This is a genomic window from Parabacteroides sp. CAG:2, assembly GCF_000436315.1.
GTDB lineage: Bacteria > Bacteroidota > Bacteroidia > Bacteroidales > Tannerellaceae > Parabacteroides > Parabacteroides distasonis.
This window is the reverse complement of the sequence record NZ_FR885321.1, coordinates 144,852-161,059: the sequence shown is the minus strand read 5'-3', so window position 1 is coordinate 161,059 and position 16,208 is coordinate 144,852. Positions and strand designations below refer to the sequence as shown.

At 49.6% G+C, this 16,208-nt stretch carries 13 protein-coding genes and 1 pseudogene; 8 read left to right on the top strand and 6 right to left on the bottom strand.

Annotated features, from left to right (window positions below):
* Window positions 1–376: 376 nt before the first annotated feature.
* From QVP94_RS14905 to QVP94_RS14880, 6 genes are all read right to left on the bottom strand, one after another.
* Window positions 377–3,022, bottom strand: coding sequence for a DUF5916 domain-containing protein (locus QVP94_RS14905; RefSeq protein WP_005861809.1), 2,646 nt, complete (start codon window positions 3,020–3,022; stop codon window positions 377–379).
* Window positions 3,023–3,254: 232 nt separating this feature from the next.
* Window positions 3,255–4,697 (bottom strand): efflux transporter outer membrane subunit, encoded by a 1,443-nt coding sequence (locus QVP94_RS14900; RefSeq protein ID WP_008774067.1) that lies wholly within the window; start codon window positions 4,695–4,697, stop codon window positions 3,255–3,257.
* A complete protein-coding gene (locus QVP94_RS14895; RefSeq protein ID WP_022192909.1) occupies window positions 4,687–7,845 on the bottom strand; it encodes an efflux RND transporter permease subunit in 3,159 nt (1,052 codons plus the stop codon). The genes QVP94_RS14900 and QVP94_RS14895 overlap by 11 nt, the downstream gene beginning before the upstream one ends.
* A 5-nt stretch (window positions 7,846–7,850) precedes the next feature.
* Entirely contained in the window at window positions 7,851–9,014 is a 1,164-nt protein-coding gene (locus tag QVP94_RS14890; RefSeq protein ID WP_022192908.1) for an efflux RND transporter periplasmic adaptor subunit, read from the bottom strand.
* Between the two features lie 90 nt (window positions 9,015–9,104).
* Entirely contained in the window at window positions 9,105–9,485 is a 381-nt protein-coding gene (locus tag QVP94_RS14885; RefSeq protein WP_005861803.1) for a hypothetical protein, read from the bottom strand.
* A 167-nt stretch (window positions 9,486–9,652) separates the two neighbouring features.
* Entirely contained in the window at window positions 9,653–10,384 is a 732-nt protein-coding gene (locus QVP94_RS14880) for a copper homeostasis protein CutC (protein WP_022192907.1), read from the bottom strand.
* Between the two features lie 377 nt (window positions 10,385–10,761).
* Here QVP94_RS14880 and atpD point away from each other — a divergent pair, with 377 nt between their 5' ends.
* The 8 genes and pseudogenes from atpD to QVP94_RS14840 form a co-directional block, all read left to right on the top strand.
* Window positions 10,762–12,279, top strand: coding sequence for a F0F1 ATP synthase subunit beta (atpD, locus tag QVP94_RS14875; RefSeq protein ID WP_005861799.1), 1,518 nt, complete (start codon window positions 10,762–10,764; stop codon window positions 12,277–12,279).
* Window positions 12,280–12,284: 5 nt separating this feature from the next.
* Window positions 12,285–12,518 carry an ATP synthase F1 subunit epsilon gene (gene atpC / locus QVP94_RS14870; protein WP_005861798.1) on the top strand — a complete coding sequence of 78 codons (234 nt, stop codon included), beginning with the start codon at window positions 12,285–12,287 and terminating at the stop codon, window positions 12,516–12,518.
* Between the two features lie 12 nt (window positions 12,519–12,530).
* Window positions 12,531–12,962, top strand: coding sequence for a hypothetical protein (locus tag QVP94_RS14865; protein ID WP_008774073.1), 432 nt, complete (start codon window positions 12,531–12,533; stop codon window positions 12,960–12,962).
* Window positions 12,940–13,989 (top strand): F0F1 ATP synthase subunit A, encoded by a 1,050-nt coding sequence (gene atpB / locus QVP94_RS14860; RefSeq protein WP_227805990.1) that lies wholly within the window; start codon window positions 12,940–12,942, stop codon window positions 13,987–13,989. The genes QVP94_RS14865 and atpB overlap by 23 nt, the downstream gene beginning before the upstream one ends.
* A gap of 62 nt (window positions 13,990–14,051) precedes the next feature.
* Window positions 14,052–14,306: an ATP synthase F0 subunit C gene (atpE, locus tag QVP94_RS14855; RefSeq protein ID WP_005861792.1), complete on the top strand. Its 255-nt coding sequence runs from the start codon at window positions 14,052–14,054 to the stop codon at window positions 14,304–14,306.
* 14 nt (window positions 14,307–14,320) lie between these two features.
* Window positions 14,321–14,821 carry a F0F1 ATP synthase subunit B gene (gene atpF / locus QVP94_RS14850; protein WP_005861790.1) on the top strand — a complete coding sequence of 167 codons (501 nt, stop codon included), beginning with the start codon at window positions 14,321–14,323 and terminating at the stop codon, window positions 14,819–14,821.
* 3 nt (window positions 14,822–14,824) lie between these two features.
* Window positions 14,825–15,367: a F0F1 ATP synthase subunit delta gene (locus QVP94_RS14845; RefSeq protein ID WP_009018561.1), complete on the top strand. Its 543-nt coding sequence runs from the start codon at window positions 14,825–14,827 to the stop codon at window positions 15,365–15,367.
* A 12-nt stretch (window positions 15,368–15,379) separates the two neighbouring features.
* Window positions 15,380–16,208 (top strand): annotated as a pseudogene (locus QVP94_RS14840) (F0F1 ATP synthase subunit alpha); the annotation flags it as partial.

The following is a 16,208-nucleotide window of genomic DNA, read 5'->3' as shown; positions in this document are numbered from 1 at the left end:
TGATGGGGGGGGGGGTATTTTGTACACCATACAACGGAGAGAACGCTCCTAACGCTAAAAGCACCGTTGCTAAGTAATATTTATTATTCATAAAACTAGATTTAAGTCTCTTTTACACTTGAATTATACTAAAAATTCTTTTCAAAAACATCTCATCTGAATGAGATTACCCACACACTGTTCTATCCATCTCTCACCATATCTAAAATTTAAGATTTATTCATTAAACATCAAGGTTAACTTGCCTCAAAATCTTGTTTGCATTGAGAAGCATTTTTCTTTTCACCGCAAATATAAATAAAAATCATAAAAAACAAACAACACGATCAGGTTCCGCCAACATCCATTCAATAATTCAATCCGAACTACAAATAGACTATAGATTGAACCAATAATTCATTTTGATCATGAACGTATTTGTAGCGGGGAGTCCCCACATACGATCCAGATTACTTCCCCAGCCGGAGGAGTACCAGTTGTCCCGGTTAGACATCCGGTGTTCCCATACGAAATAAAGCGTGGAACCGGGCAAGTATTCCCAGCGGGCTACCAAGTTGGAACGAAACTCGTTAAACCTAAAATCAGGGTTCCTAAAAGGCATCTGCCCAGCTCCCTCCCCGATGGTATAGACTCCATCCGCATAAGTCAATTGATCCGGATCAATACGTTGGAAACGGTTCTCAAAGGTATGCGACTTCGTATCCGCCGCTAATTTAAAATCATCGTATTTAGCGATGGAGGTGAACGGGGCACCATAAAATTGAATGGAAATATCGGGGGTCACGTTCACTTGTAATTTCAGCGTGAGACCATAGGTCTTCTGATCCATGTGGCCCATGACATAATAATAAGGGGCCAAGCTACTCGAGCTAAGCGGACTCGTCGTAGCCACATATTGCATCTCATCCGTATTCCACGCATAATCCAGTTGACCGGACAAATAGACATGGTTTCCCAAGCGGAATGTCAAGCTCGGCGAGATCGTATTGAAGCGATTTCCCTCGAAATTATGATCGCCCTCGTATTTGAGCATGAACATCATTCGTTTCGCCTTATCGGTATTGAACTTAGCGGAAGTTAAGAAATAAGAACCGAAGCGAACATCCGGTCCCCCTCGCAGCAAGCGGCTATCCAGCCAATTCCAAGCAAAGGTTTCCTTGACATCCCATTCATACCGGTTCATCGTCATACTTTGCCAACGCAAAGAAGCGTTGTTGCTAAAAGGAGTACCGCCGTAATTCCACATATTCTTTTGGGACAGGGTAAAGGCGTTGTACCGGAATATCTTCCAGATATCGGTCTGCCGATACATGATCTCCGTCTCATTCATCAGATAATCTGTCTCCTTCATATATCCCATATCATTCAAGTCGAAACCGGGTGACGACCAAGTAAAGGTCTCCGAGAAGTTCCATTTGGCGTTTCCTTTCCGTCCCACTTTCACATAACCGCCCGTTCCGGTCAGGGAGCGACGAGTAGGATCCACCCCCAGATAATCGGCGGAGGAAGCCCTTTGATAATAATGCGCCACGCTATTCTGCAAGGCCGTGATCGCTCCGGCGCTACCATGCAAGGAACTCAACATTCCCTTTACATCTATATAATAAAGGCGATTCTTGAAATACTGGGTAAAATCAATACCCGCCGTGAAAGCGTTACGCACCATGAAATCCTCCAGATAAGGCTGATCCAAGGCACGGTTTACCGAGGTCACCATACCGCCCAGCAAGGTATTCCCCTTCCAGTTCTTTTGCACACGGGCCACGGTATAGTTTGTCAAAGGCTCCACGACTTCCACATCCTCCACCCCGTTACGGGTAACCTTGGAGGAGGAACGTGCCGTTACACTCTCGATCACTCCGATCGTCAAGCCCCGTTTATTCGTACCCGTCAGTTTCAACGCACCGATAATCGGCACATTCTCTTTCGTCTCGGCATAACTGCCTACGTTGTCTATACCCCGTGGCGTATAAGAGGGAGAGGCGCCGATCCTACGGGTATAAAACATCATATCGCTACCGTTCGCAAAATCCAAGATATGTTTTCCTTCCAAGAAGAAGGGGCGTTTCTCATCGTAAAACGTCTCGTAAGCCGTAAGGTTCATTACGGAGGGGTCCAACTCCACTTGTCCGTAATCCGGATTGATCGTCATATCCAACGTATAATCCGAGAGGGCGAACTTAGCGTCCAAGCCCACGTTTCCTCCCCAGCTATGCCCTTTTTGATAAGGGCTGCCGTCTATCCGGGGTTCCTGCCTGTATTTACCCATTACATACGGCAAGAACTCGATGCCGCGAGGCTTGGGAACAGAGTCCATGCCGCTCATGTTACCGAACGAAAAGACATGTCCGTTATTCTTCAAGGGGATCATGCTCCAATTTTGCACCTCGTTATTCCTACGGATGATACGGCGTACATGCAAGCCCCAAACGCCATCCTCCGATCGCTGGTTATAACGCAACTGGCTGAACGGGATACGCAACTCGGCGGTCCAACTGGAATCCGCCCGGTTGATATTCGTTCGTCCTTCCCAAACGGCGTTCCAGCTAAGGTTGACGTTCAACTTATCCGTTACGACCAGATCCGTCTTATTTCCTCCTAGATTGATATTGAATTCCGGTGCCGCACGATAATCATGGTAGGTGTCGAAAGCGACGCTGATCAAATCGCCCAGACTATTATCATCCCGGTTCCCGATAAAACGATTCATCTTATCCGGCACGGCGTCCTTGCAATATACACCTACATAGATATATTTATCATCATAGAAAAGTTTTACCCGGGTCGGGGATTGAGTGATCGCCCGCTCATAAGGGATAATCTGTACGAAACGATCCGACCATTCGCCTTGCTTCGTCCAAAAGTCCTCATCCAACTTACCGTCGATCGTAGGTTTCACACCCGATACTTTCCGGATATTATAGGTACGCTTATAAGCTTTCTCAAAAGGGACGATCGAATCTTGCTGGGCTTCGCACAACAACGAGATTCCTAAAAACACGAGTAGAGTCAGATATTTCATAATGGCCTAGACTATAAGATAACAATAAGCCTCAAAGATAAGCACTTCTTTTCAGAAAAGAGCACATCTTCCTTAGATTTATCGCAACGAAGCCGAAGGCATACGATATCAAGTATTCACTGCAACCCGTATTGCAGTAGTACCGCGACGCACGTGCAGCGCTACTGCAACCGGCGTGCAGTAACACTGCAATGCGGGTTGCAGTAAAATAACAATAGCGTCACGATAAAAATCAACAACCGCCTCCCAACGCCCGATACAGCAATATCTTCTTCCGGCATAAATCGGTGACGATATCGATATGCTCCAGCTCGCTATCCAGATAACGCTCCTCGGCGGAAAGAACCTCCAAGAAACCGGTATAGCTTAATTGGAACATCTCGCCGGCATTCACCACGGAACGTTGGTGGGCAAGGGATTCTTTCTCTTTCAAGCGGATACGCTCCGTTTGGGTCTGGCTGGCGCAATAGAGATCGAGCACCTCGGTGTAAGCGTTCAAAGCGGTCTCGTGGTATTGGGATAAAGCGATACGCTGGGAAGCCTTCGCCTCGTTCCACATCGAACGGATCTCATTGCGACGGAAGATAGGAGCCGTGATACCCGCCGCCAAGTCGTACACCAAAGAGGCCGGCGAATGAAACCACTTACCCACATCAAACGCATTGAAACCACCACTGGCGCCAAGCACCAACGAGGGATAAAAAGCCGCCTTCGCCGCTATCACATCCGCCTTGGAGGCGATCAACCCCATCTCGGCGGAACGTACATCCGGACGCAATGTCAAGAGGTTCGCTGGAATCCCTTCCGACAAGGGAACTGGCAATTTACGCAACTCATCGAATCCCATCCGGCGAATCTCGAAGGGGAAAACACCCAACAGGCAAGCGATCGCCCGCTCCTTCTCACCGATCAACTGATCGTTTTCCAGCAATTTACTCTCGATCGACAACACACGGGCATAAAACTGATCGACCGCCAACTGCGTCTCCGCCCCTTCCTTCTTCAACTGGCGGGTCAGCTCATGGGAACGACGGGCACTGGCCAGCGCGTTCCGCAACACCTCCTTACGTCGGTCCAAGCCGATCAACTCATAATATTGAATCGCCAAATCGGAGATCAACATCGACTGGGCAAAACGGGTAGCCTCCACGGAAGCCATCCAGCGAGCGGCGGCGGCCTGCTTCTTCCGGGTCAGTTTGCCCCAGATATCCGCTTCCCATTGAAAGCTCAAGCTCAAGCCGAAATCCCGGTAAGGGTCCGGTATATGCTTATCCTTTGGCAAAGAAGGCACGTTCGTCTCGCTATTCCCCACACCATCCATCGTATATTCACCGAAACGGTTCACGGAGGCTCCGATGTTCAAATTCACGTCCGGCAGCAAAAGCCCTTTCGCCCGTTGCAAGGCCGCGCGGCTCATGGCGATGCGCTCCATGCTCTGCCGGAAGGAATGGTTATTGCGTAAAGCCACATCCACATAGCCTCGCAATAAGGTATCTTGGAAAAAGACATCCCACGACAGCGGTTTCACGAACGTAGTGTCGTTCATTCCCATCTCGCCGGATTCCGGAAGCGAGATCCGCTCGTCCATCGATAGCTCGGGAGTCTTACAACCGGCCAAAGCAATCAGAGCCAAGGCGCAGCCTATCATTATATATCTCATCTTATTAATACACATACTCGTCTTCTTTAATTTGCTCTTTCTCTTTTCTCTTTTTAAAATAAGTAGCCAGCGACTCGAAGATCACGTAAAGCCCCGGGATCAAGAAGATACCGACAAACGTACCGATCAACATACCTCCGGCCGCCGCCGTACCGATCGAACGGTTCCCCAAGGCACCGGCTCCCGAGGCGATCGTCAACGGAATCAAGCCACTGATAAAAGCGAAGGAGGTCATCAAGATCGGGCGCAAACGACTGGTAGCCCCTTGAATAGCGGCCCCCATCACGCTGATACCTTCCTTACGGCACTGGTTCGCCACCTCGATAATCAAGATCGCATTCTTTCCCAGCAAACCGATCAACATCACCAACGCCACCTGCGCATAGATGTTATTCTCCAGCCCTACCACGTACAGCAAGAAGAACGAGCCGAACACACCCGCCGGAAGCGACAGGATGACCGGAAGCGGAAGCAATAAGCTCTCGTATTGGGCGGCAAGCAACAGATAGACGAATGCCAAACAAATAGCGAAAATCACTAACGTTTGCCCACCGGACTCTTTCTCCTCCTTCGCCACACCGGACCATTCGGTATCATAACCACGGGGCAATACCTCGGAAGCGATCTCCTCAACAGCCGCCAAAGCCTCACCCGAACTGACACCCGGGGCGGCCTCGCCGGTAATCATGGCCGAGGTAAACAGGTTGTAACGGGTAATCTGGCTCGGGCCATACACACGCTCCATCGTCATGAAGTTAGAGTAAGGCACCATATTCCCCTCCTTATTCTTAGCATACAGGCTGAACAAATCCTCCGGATTCATACGATACTCCGGCGCCGCTTGCAACATGACCTTGTACATCTGGCCGAAACGGACGAAGTTGGAGGAATAGAAACTACCTACATAGGATTGCAAGGTTTCCATGGACTCGTTCACGTTGATGCCTAGCTTAGCCGCCTTCGCCAAATCCACCCGGAGCAGATATTGCGGGAAATTCGGGTTGAAGCCGGAAGTGACACCGGTCAGGCGAGGATCAGCGTTCAGCTTCGCCACGAAGTTCTTGGCAACCTCATCCAGCTCGGCGAACGTACCGGCGGTCTTATCTTGCAGACGAAGCTCGAAGCCGCTCGCGTTACCGAATCCCGGAACCGTAGGCGGCAGGAAGAACTGGATGTCCGCATCCTTGATATGGGCGACACGATCGGCGTACACGCTCATCAACTCCGCCGCCGTCTGCTCCCGTTGATCCCAAGGGGTCAGGTTAATCATACCCATACCGAAGCTGGCACCCTCCGTCTCGGTCATCAAGCTATAGCCGGCCAAGGTAGAGATCGTCTCCACCTCTTCCAACGGCAACAAAGCCGCTTGCACCTTGTTCAAGGCAGCTTCCGAACGCTCCAAGGTAGCTCCGGGAGGTGCGTCTACGTTCACATAGATCATACCTTGGTCCTCGTTCGGGATAAAGCCGGAAGGCAACACGAACGTCATGCCCCACGTGGCCAGACAGAAAAGGATCAAGGTCGCATACGTCAGCATCCGACGGTTCAAGAACCATCTTAAATTCAAGCGGTAACGACGCTCCAAGAAATCATAACGGCTATTGAACCCATCAAAGAAACGAGCCAGCAGATTTTTCTTTTGCTTCTTCGAGTGAGATACCGGCTTCAGTAACAAGGCGCAAAGAGCCGGAGACAACGTCAAGGCGTTCACGCCGGAGATCACGATCGCCACGGCAAGCGTCAACGAGAACTGGCGATAGAAGATACCCACCGTACCATCCATGAAACCGACCGGGATAAACACGGCGGACATCACCAGCGTAATAGCGATAATCGCCCCTCCGATCTCACCGATCGCCTTTTTCGTCGCCTTCAACGGGGGCAGCTTCTCATTGTGCATCTTCACGTGGACCGCCTCTACCACCACAATCGCGTTATCCACCACGATACCGATAGCGAGCACCAAGGCAAACAAAGTCAGCATATTGATCGAGAAACCCAGCATCTGCATAAAGAAGAACGTACCGATCAACGATACCGGAACGGCGATAGCGGGTATCAGCGTAGACCGGAAATCCTGCAAGAAAAGATACACCACGACAAATACCAAGATAAACGCCTCCAGCAAGGTCTTGAGCACGACCGATATGGAAGCGTCCAAGAAACGGGATACGTCGTACGAGATATTATATTCCATACCCGGGGCAAACGTCGTTTCCTTCAATTCCTCCATCTTCGCCTTGATCTGCTGGATCACCTCACGGGCATTCGAGCCCGGACGCTGCTTGATCATGATAGAGGCCGAGGGCTTTCCGTCCGTCATGGAGATCATATTATAATCCTCGGAATCAAACTCGATCGTAGCCACGTCTTTCAGGCGAAGCACGGAACCGTCCGGCAGGGCTTTCAAGACGATCTCGCCATATTCCTCCGGCGTGCTGAACTTACCGCTATATTGCAAGACGTATTGCAATTGCTGCGGGATCTTGTCGGAGCTGATACCCGTCTTACCCGGTGCCGCCTCGATATTCTGCGAGCGGATCGCCTCCGTAACCTCTTGCGGCGACATATTATAAGCTGCCAATCGGTTTGGGTTCAGCCATACACGCATCGCATAGTCGCGGCTACCCATGATCTCCACGAATCCCACGCCGTCGATACGCTTCAACTCACGCAAGATATTGATATCGGCAAAGTTATATACGAATTTCTCCGTATGGGTACTATCCGAGCTCATGATGTTCAAGTACATCAACATACTGTTCACCTCCTTCTCCGTGATCACGCCGGCACGGATCACCTCTTCCGGAAGCTCATCCAGCACGGTGGTCACACGGTTCTGCACATTCACGGAAGCTACGTCCGGGTCGGTACCGACCTTGAAATAGATCGTAGTCAAGGACATACCGTCGTTCGTACAAACAGAGGTCATATAGGTCATTCCGGGCACGCCGTTGATGGCACGCTCCAACGGAGTCGCCACCGTTTTCGCCATCACGTCGGCGTTCGCTCCGGTATAACGGGCGGTAACGGTAACGGATGGGGGCACGATATCCGGGAATTGGGTGATCGGCAAAGAGTTGATCGCCAGCAATCCCAAGAAGACAATTACCACCGAGATCACGCCCGATAAGATAGGACGTCTGATAAATATTTCAAACATAGGGCTTACTTATTATTCTCGATTTCGTTAGACGATTCCAATTGGCGATGGATCGTGGCTCCATCTACCATATCGGGATTGATAGTCATGCCGTCCGTGATCATCTGAACACCCTCGTAGACGATAACGGTCTGGTCCGGCAAATCCTGTGTCACGTAATAAGAACCGTGGCGGGCCAACGGCTCGAAGCTGCGTACGCTCACCTTTCCATCTTCCGCTACCGTATATACATAGGTGAAATCCTGAATCTCGAAAGTGGATTGCTGGGGAACCAAGACCACGTTCTCCATCTTGGTCAGCATCCGGATCTTGCCGGATACGCCATGTCGCAGCAAACGTTCCGGGTTCGCGAAACGGGCACGGAAAGCGATCGATCCGGTACCCCGCTCAAAGTCGCCCTCCACGGTCTCTACCTTCCCTTTATACCGATAGGTGGATTGGTCGGAAAGGATCAGTTCCAGATTATTATACTCCGGCTGGTCGATACCGCTCAACTGCGTCCGTTTATATTCCAGATACTCCTTCTCGTTGATCTTGAAATAGGCGAACATATCCGATACGTCCGTCAAGGAGGTCAATAAGCTGCTCGGCGTAACCAAACTTCCCACCTTAAAGGGGATGCGGTCCACGTATCCCTCGAAAGGAGCCGTGATCGTCGTGTACGAGAAATTAGTCTCCGCACGTTGCAAACGGGATTTGGCCTGTTGCACCTGCAAGCGTGCCACGTCCGCCTCGGCCATCGCCTGCTCCAGACGGATCGGCGAGATGATATCTTTCTCCACCAAACGCTTGATGCGGTCTACCTCTACCTCCGCCATCTTCAACTCGGCTTGGGCCTGTTTGTGATGGGCTTGCGCCTCTTTCACCTCCTCGTACAATTCCGCCGAGGAAAGCTTGAAAAGCACCTGCCCTTTCTTCACGTGCTCGCCCTCGTCCACAAGGACGGCCTCCACGAATCCTTCCACTTTAGGTTTCACCTCTACAAACTGTACGGCTTGTACATCCGCTACATACGACTGCGGCACCTCGATCGTGGTCGTGGTTAACCGCATCACCGGCGTATGATCTTTCTTCCCGGACTTTTTCTCCCGGTTTTGGCTACAAGATACCCATACACAAGCCGTTAAGCATAGTAAGGGTAAATAGTTAGAAAACAATTTTATCCTCATAAAACTTATAGATTTATAATTATTTGAATACGACGAAAAGCACATAGGCGAATCACCCCATGCGCAACAATAAGAAACAGGTAAGTTCTACTAAATCAGATAGGAACAGAACCAAACGAAATTCTGTGCTTTGTGTAGGTTATAAAATAAAGGAAGCTTGGCGCATTGCCGTAGTTCCAAGGAATGAATTAATTCATGTAAATCCAGAATCGTAAACAAGTCCCATATCAAATCGATCTCCAAGGCTCGAATTTGCACTTGCTCCTGACGTACCGTTCGCAAGGAGGCGTTATCGTCAAAATCCAACAACACATCGGGTGCCTCTTTATCGACTATTTCCATCGAGGTAGTGGTAATATTCTCCGGAAAGAAATCGCTTCCAATGGAATAAAACTGTAACAGCACCAACATGATCATAAGCATGATACGCTGGTGAAACCCAAAACGATTATTCACTGTTACATTTAGCATCTTTTATCTAATGGAGGCGCAAAGATAAACAATCTTTTTGGGAAGAAAAAACATTTCACCCGCATACGAGTATTGGTATCGCCCCACGCCGATATAGGCATGAGGCGATGCCGGTATAGGCGTAGGGCTACACCAATACCGACACAGGCTCACGCCTATACCGGCACTTAAATATATACCTTTACCTTCTCCCGATCCGTTTGCACCGTCTCGAATTCGGAGGACACGATACTGCTTCCCATCGGGACATTCTCATTGCGGTATTCCATTTTACTATATACGATACTTCGGGCGGACGTATGAAACTCTTTCGCTCCTGTCTCCGCCTCTATTTTCCCGATATTATTCTCACGTACGCCACATCCCGGCATGATGATGATCCGTCCGTCCGCACGTTTCACCAGCTCGGCGATCAAGGGGATTCCTTTCACGGCATCCGATTGCTGGCCGGAGGTCAAGATACGGTCGCATCCCAACTCGATTAGCTGCTCCAACGCAGTGAATGGGTCCCGGCAAACATCGAAAGCACGATGACAAGTTACGGACAGAGGTTTTGCCGCCTCGATCAAGCGCCGCATCAAGGGTACATCGATATCCCCGTCTTTCGTAAGACAACCGAAAACGACGCCATGCACTTTTAGCTCCTTGCACAGTTCTATATCCAATAGCATGGATTGTACCTCGGCTTCCGTATACAAGAAATCACCGCCTCTCGGACGGATAATCACATTGATATCGATCTTGGAAGTCAGAGCCTTCGCCGTCTTGATCTCTCCATAACTAGGTGTAGTTCCCCCTTCGGGTATCCCGGCGCAAAGCTCTACACGGGTAGCGCCTCCCGCCTCCGCCTCCACACAGCTCTGGGCGGAGTTCGCGCATATCTCAATAATTCGTTTCATGTTTATTTAGTATTGTTGACGTACAAAATTACATAAATATCACCACTTGCTCAACAGAACCACAAATAACTATCCGATACCATTAAAAACACCCCTATTATGGATTAACAAAATAAAACAGAACTGTCACCTTTACTATCAAAAAGGCAGCAAATTCGTATCTCCTTATCTATCTATGCCTTAGAAATTTGACTATAGCTTTCTGATTCGTCCAAATAAGAAACAAATTGGTCCATTTCGGAACTACAGCTAAATAGTTTAATGTTTAACTAATCTCAAAAAGACACAAAAAGTTCTATTTTCAAGGATCGAAACGCCATAAAACGTAATATTGCAACGACATTTTAATAGGTTAAGATAAATAACAAATAGGCTTTATGGGAGAAATAAAAGGCTATATCTCACAGGTTATCGGCCCGGTAGTGGATATCCACTTTGATTATGGGACAGAAGAAACAGTAACCCTCCCCCGTATCCACGACGCCATGGAGATTTCCCGCCCAAACGGAAAGATCTTGATCGTCGAAGTTCAGCAACACATCGGGGAAAACACCGTCCGTACCGTAGCGATGGATACGACCGACGGATTGAGACGAGGCATGGAGGCCGTGTCATACGGAATGCCCATCACCATGCCGACCGGCGACCAAGTCAAAGGACGTTTAATGAATGTCACCGGCGACCCTATCGATGGCATGGCCCAGCTTACTAAAGACGGGGCTCTTCCCATCCATCGTGAGCCTCCTAAATTCGAGGATCTGACAACGACCCAAGAGGTCTTGTACACGGGTATTAAAGTAATCGATTTATTGGAACCTTACGCCAAAGGAGGCAAGATCGGACTTTTCGGAGGAGCCGGAGTCGGCAAAACGGTATTGATCATGGAATTGATCAACAACATCGCAAAGAAAAACAACGGATTCTCCGTCTTCGCCGGTGTGGGTGAACGTACACGTGAAGGAAATGACCTATTGCGTGAAATGATCCAATCCGGTGTCATCCGATACGGCGAGGAGTTTAAGAAGAGTATGGAGGCAGGTAACTGGGACTTGTCGAAGATCGATTACGATGAATTGGCTAAGTCGCAGGCTACCTTGGTATTCGGGCAGATGAACGAACCGCCGGGCGCCCGCTCGTCCGTGGCCTTATCTGGTTTGACGATCGCCGAATCCTTCCGTGACAAAGCTTCTGAGGGAGAAAGAAAAGATATATTATTCTTCATCGATAATATCTTCCGTTTCACCCAAGCCGGTTCCGAGGTTTCCGCCTTGCTGGGGCGTATGCCTTCCGCCGTAGGTTACCAACCGACATTGGCCACGGAAATGGGAGCTATGCAAGAGCGTATCACTTCAACCAAGAAGGGCTCCATCACCTCCGTACAGGCGGTGTATGTTCCTGCCGATGACTTGACAGACCCGGCTCCGGCGACTACCTTTACGCACTTGGACGCAACAACCGTCCTCAGCCGCAAGATCACGGAACTCGGTATCTATCCGGCCGTAGACCCGCTGGAATCCACCTCCCGCATCCTTGATCCGCTAATCGTAGGCAAGGAGCATTACGACACAGCGCAACGGGTAAAACAAATCCTGCAACGGAACAAGGAACTTCAAGATATCATATCCATCCTCGGTATGGAAGAACTTTCCGACGAGGACAGGCTAACGGTCAACCGGGCCCGCCGTGTACAACGTTTTCTGTCCCAGCCCTTCTCCGTGGCGGAACAATTCACTGGCGTACCCGGTGTCATGGTCTCTATAGAGGATACGATCCGGGGATTCAAGATGATCATGGACGGGGAAACGGATGACATACCCGAACAGGCATTCTTAAACGTAGGAACCATCGAGGATGTCTTGGAGAAGGCCAAGCAGCTGAAAGAACAAGCAAATTAATCGATATGAAACTGGAAATTGTATCACCGGACGGCATTCTTTTCGAAGGCGAGACCGAATCTGTCTCATTCCCGGGAGTTGCCGGTTCATTCGATATCTTGCCTCATCACGCCCCATTGATAGCAGCGTTGAAGGCGGGTACGATCCGGTTCGAGGCAAACGGCAAAAGACAAGAACAAACGATACAAAGCGGATTCGTAGAGGTAAAAGACGACATCCTATCCGTTTGCGTCGAATAAAAACATACGACAATGAATGGCAGATTAAAAATGAGGTTAATGGGTTTGATCACGTTTATCAACGTGGCAATAGGCGTTTCATTGGGTGGTTTATTATATACCATCTGGCCGGAACACTATTTCTCGTGGTATCCGTCCATTCCCTTCTTTTACTGGGTCATGGCCATGGCGATGACTTTCTTCCTAGACCGGGTAAAAAGGAAAAACGGAGATGTGACCGTAACCATGTACATGCTAGTCCGGTTGTGTAAGTTCACGCTCGCTTTCGTCTTCTTATGGATGTACGCGGCGTTTGTCGGGCAACAATTAAAGACATTTGGTTTCACGTTGATGTTATTCTATTTCATTTACCTCGGACTGGAGACTTACATTTTATATCTGTTTGAAAAGAAAAGAATGAAAAGAGAGAAAAGGGAAAAGGATGATGAGTACAATCAAAGATAACAAATACATATGGATCGCTTTCTGGATGTGGCTCAGCTTTCTCACTCCGGCAAAAGCGGCGTCCGGCGAGATAGACGTGCAGGATATCGTCTTCTCCCACATTCAAGACGCCTATACATGGCATATCACGGAATGGAACGGACAAGAGATTGCGATTCCCCTGCCTATCTTGGTAAAAAGCGAGGAAAGAGGATGGGATTTATTCCTGTCATCCCATCTACATCAAGGCCGGACGCATCACAATTATTATATCGCCGAGGAAGGTGAGCATGCGGGAAAGGTTGTTGAGAAGAACAGTGCCGGAGAAGAGGTTCGCCCGATGGATTTCTCATTGACCAAGAATGTTTGCGGACTGTTCCTCAGTTGCGGTCTCTTGCTTTTCATCGTTCTCCGAACCGCCCATTGGTATAAAAAGCACCCGAATGAGGCGCCGGGCGGATTTATCGGATTGATGGAAATGGCCATCTCCTACATACAAGACGGGGTGATCAAAGAGGCGATCGGAAAAGAATATAAGCCGTTCTCGTCCTATTTGCTGACGGTATTTTTCTTTATCTTGATCAACAACCTGATCGGAATCATACCTATTTTCCCGGGAGGCGCTAATATTACAGGAAATATAGCGGTAACAGGCATATTGGCACTTTGTACGTTTATAGCGGTCAACCTGTTCGCCACGAAAGCGTACTGGAAAGAGATCTTTTGGCCCAAAGCGCCGATCTACTTGAAACTGCCCTTGCCGATCATGCCGTTCGTGGAGTTCTTCGGGGTATTCACCAAGCCGTTCGCATTGATGATCCGTCTGTTCGCCAACATCATGGCGGGCCATACGATTATCTTGGCGCTAACCTGTTTGATATTCATAACGGCGACGATGGGAGTAGCCGTGAATTTCGGTATGACGATCGTATCCGTCTTGTTCTGTGCGTTCATGAACTGTCTGGAATTGTTAGTAGCTTGCTTGCAAGCTTATATTTTCACCCTGCTGTCGGCCAACTATATCGGATTGGCCAAGGTAAGGGAATAAATCCAAAGAAATTAAGGTATTAGAATTATATTATTAAGGTTACTAATTTAAAATTAAACACTATGTTATCGACTATTTTATTACAAGCGGCAGCCGGGATGGGCGTAGCGAAGATGGGAGCCACTATAGGAGCGGGATTCGCCGCCATAGGTGCAGGTATCGGAATCGGATTGATCGGTAAAGGTGCCGTTGAAGCTATTGGACGCCAGCCGTCGGCCGCAGGAGAGATCCGTACCTCGATGTTGATTATGGGAGCGTTGGTAGAAGGTGTGGCATTGTTCGCTATTGTCGTATGTTTCTTAGCGTTGTTCCAATAAAAAAGTAACAAACTATGTCTTTATTAACACCGGATTCAGGGCTTCTATTCTGGATGATCGTTTCATTCGGGATTGTCTTCGTGATCCTTTCCAAATACGGTTTTCCCGTGATCGTCAAGGCAATCGAACAACGGAAAGCTTACATTGACAATTCCTTAGAGACGGCACGTCAGGCGAATGAGCGACTTGCCCATATCCAAGCCGAGGGCGAGAAGATGCTAGCCGAGGCCAAGGAAAAGCAAAACGCCGTCCTGAAGGAAGCCTTTGCCGAAAAGGAGCGGATCATCGAGGAGGCACGTAAAAAGGCCGTCTCCGAGGCACATCTGCAGATAGAGGAGGCTACCCGGCGTATCCGCGAAGAAAAAGAGAAAGCTATTCGTGAAGTCCGCTCGGAGATAGCGGATCTGTCTATCGCTATCGCAGAGAAAGTAATGAAAGAGAAAATCGGCCGGGATAAGGAACAACAACAGATGATCGACCGGCTGCTGGATGAGGTATCGTTTAGTAAATCGTAAGGTATGGATATAGGAACTATTTCTTCCCGGTATGCCAAGGCGCTTTTCTCCCTAGCGAAAGACAAGGGACAGGAAAGCCGGGTATATGATGATATGAAGATGTTGGCGGACAGCTTCTCGATGGAGCCGGAGCTTAGGGATGCCTTGAGCAACCCGATCGTTTCCGTACCGGAGAAAGTGAAATTGCTTACGGCGGCGGGAGGTATCGAGGTATGCGAGCTATATACACGTTTTATCAATCTGGTATTAGCCCATAAACGGGAGACGTTACTGCCCTTCATCGCATACATTTATATCCATTTGTACCGGAAAGAGAAAAAGATTACCCGGGTACGATTCGACACAGCCGTAACGGTAGACGATGCGGTCAAGTCTCACCTGCAAGACAAGCTGCGGAAAGAGACGGGATGCACGATCGAGTTCTCCGGCCATGTGGAACCGGAACTAATCGGGGGCTTCCGCCTACGCATCGGCAATTACCGGATAGACGCTAGCTATGCGACGCAACTACGGGATATCCGTACCGGGCTACTCGAAAACAGATAAAAAAGAAGAAGTATGACAGAACAGATAAAAGTGAGTGAAGTCTCCTCCATCCTGCGCCAGCAATTGGAAGGAATCCATACCAGCATCAAGCTGGAGGAGGTCGGGACCGTATTGCAGGTGAGTGACGGCGTGGCCCGCATCTACGGGCTGGATAATGCGGAGGCGAACGAGTTGCTTCAATTCGATAACGGGATGGAAGCGATCGTGATGAACTTGGAGGAAGATAATGTAGGCGCCGTCCTTTTAGGTCCGACCGACCGAATCAAGGAGGGCGACACCGTAAAACGCACGGGCCGTATCGCCTCTATCGATGTCAGCGAGGGGATGATCGGACGTGTGATCGATCCGTTGGGAAACCCGATCGACGGGAAAGGCGAGATCCTTGGCGAGACTTGCGAGATGCCGCTTGAGCGCAAGGCTCCGGGCGTGATCTTCCGTCAGCCGGTAAACGAGCCTTTGCAAACCGGTATCAAGGCCGTAGACGCTATGATCCCTATCGGAAGGGGGCAACGTGAGTTGATCATCGGCGACCGGCAGACGGGAAAGACCTCGATCGCTATCGATACCATCATCAACCAACGTAGCAACTACGAGGCAGGGAACCCGGTTTACTGTATTTACGTGGCGATCGGGCAAAAGGGTTCCACGGTAGCGGCCTTGGTGAACACCTTGCAAGAGAAAGGCGCCATGGACTATACGATTGTCGTAAGCGCGACCGCCTCCGACCCGGCAGCCATGCAATATTTCGCCCCGTTCGCCGGAGCGGCCATCGGAGAGTACTTCCGGGATAGCGGACGACACGCCTTGGTGGTCTACGACGATCTGTCCAAACAGGCGGTGG

What these genes read in the sequence shown, in the direction of transcription:
- QVP94_RS14905 (WP_005861809.1), bottom strand. Translation starts at nt 3,022, where the DNA reads ATGAAATATCTGACTCTACTCGTGTTTTTAGGAATCTCGTTGTTGTGC.
- QVP94_RS14900 (WP_008774067.1), bottom strand. Translation starts at nt 4,697, where the DNA reads ATGTGTATTAATAAGATGAGATATATAATGATAGGCTGCGCCTTGGCT.
- QVP94_RS14895 (WP_022192909.1), bottom strand. Translation starts at nt 7,845, where the DNA reads ATGTTTGAAATATTTATCAGACGTCCTATCTTATCGGGCGTGATCTCG.
- QVP94_RS14890 (WP_022192908.1), bottom strand. Translation starts at nt 9,014, where the DNA reads ATGAGGATAAAATTGTTTTCTAACTATTTACCCTTACTATGCTTAACG.
- QVP94_RS14885 (WP_005861803.1), bottom strand. Translation starts at nt 9,485, where the DNA reads ATGCTAAATGTAACAGTGAATAATCGTTTTGGGTTTCACCAGCGTATC.
- QVP94_RS14880 (WP_022192907.1), bottom strand. Translation starts at nt 10,384, where the DNA reads ATGAAACGAATTATTGAGATATGCGCGAACTCCGCCCAGAGCTGTGTG.
- atpD (WP_005861799.1), top strand. Translation starts at nt 10,762, where the DNA reads ATGGGAGAAATAAAAGGCTATATCTCACAGGTTATCGGCCCGGTAGTG.
- atpC (WP_005861798.1), top strand. Translation starts at nt 12,285, where the DNA reads ATGAAACTGGAAATTGTATCACCGGACGGCATTCTTTTCGAAGGCGAG.
- QVP94_RS14865 (WP_008774073.1), top strand. Translation starts at nt 12,531, where the DNA reads ATGAATGGCAGATTAAAAATGAGGTTAATGGGTTTGATCACGTTTATC.
- atpB (WP_227805990.1), top strand. Translation starts at nt 12,940, where the DNA reads ATGATGAGTACAATCAAAGATAACAAATACATATGGATCGCTTTCTGG.
- atpE (WP_005861792.1), top strand. Translation starts at nt 14,052, where the DNA reads ATGTTATCGACTATTTTATTACAAGCGGCAGCCGGGATGGGCGTAGCG.
- atpF (WP_005861790.1), top strand. Translation starts at nt 14,321, where the DNA reads ATGTCTTTATTAACACCGGATTCAGGGCTTCTATTCTGGATGATCGTT.
- QVP94_RS14845 (WP_009018561.1), top strand. Translation starts at nt 14,825, where the DNA reads ATGGATATAGGAACTATTTCTTCCCGGTATGCCAAGGCGCTTTTCTCC.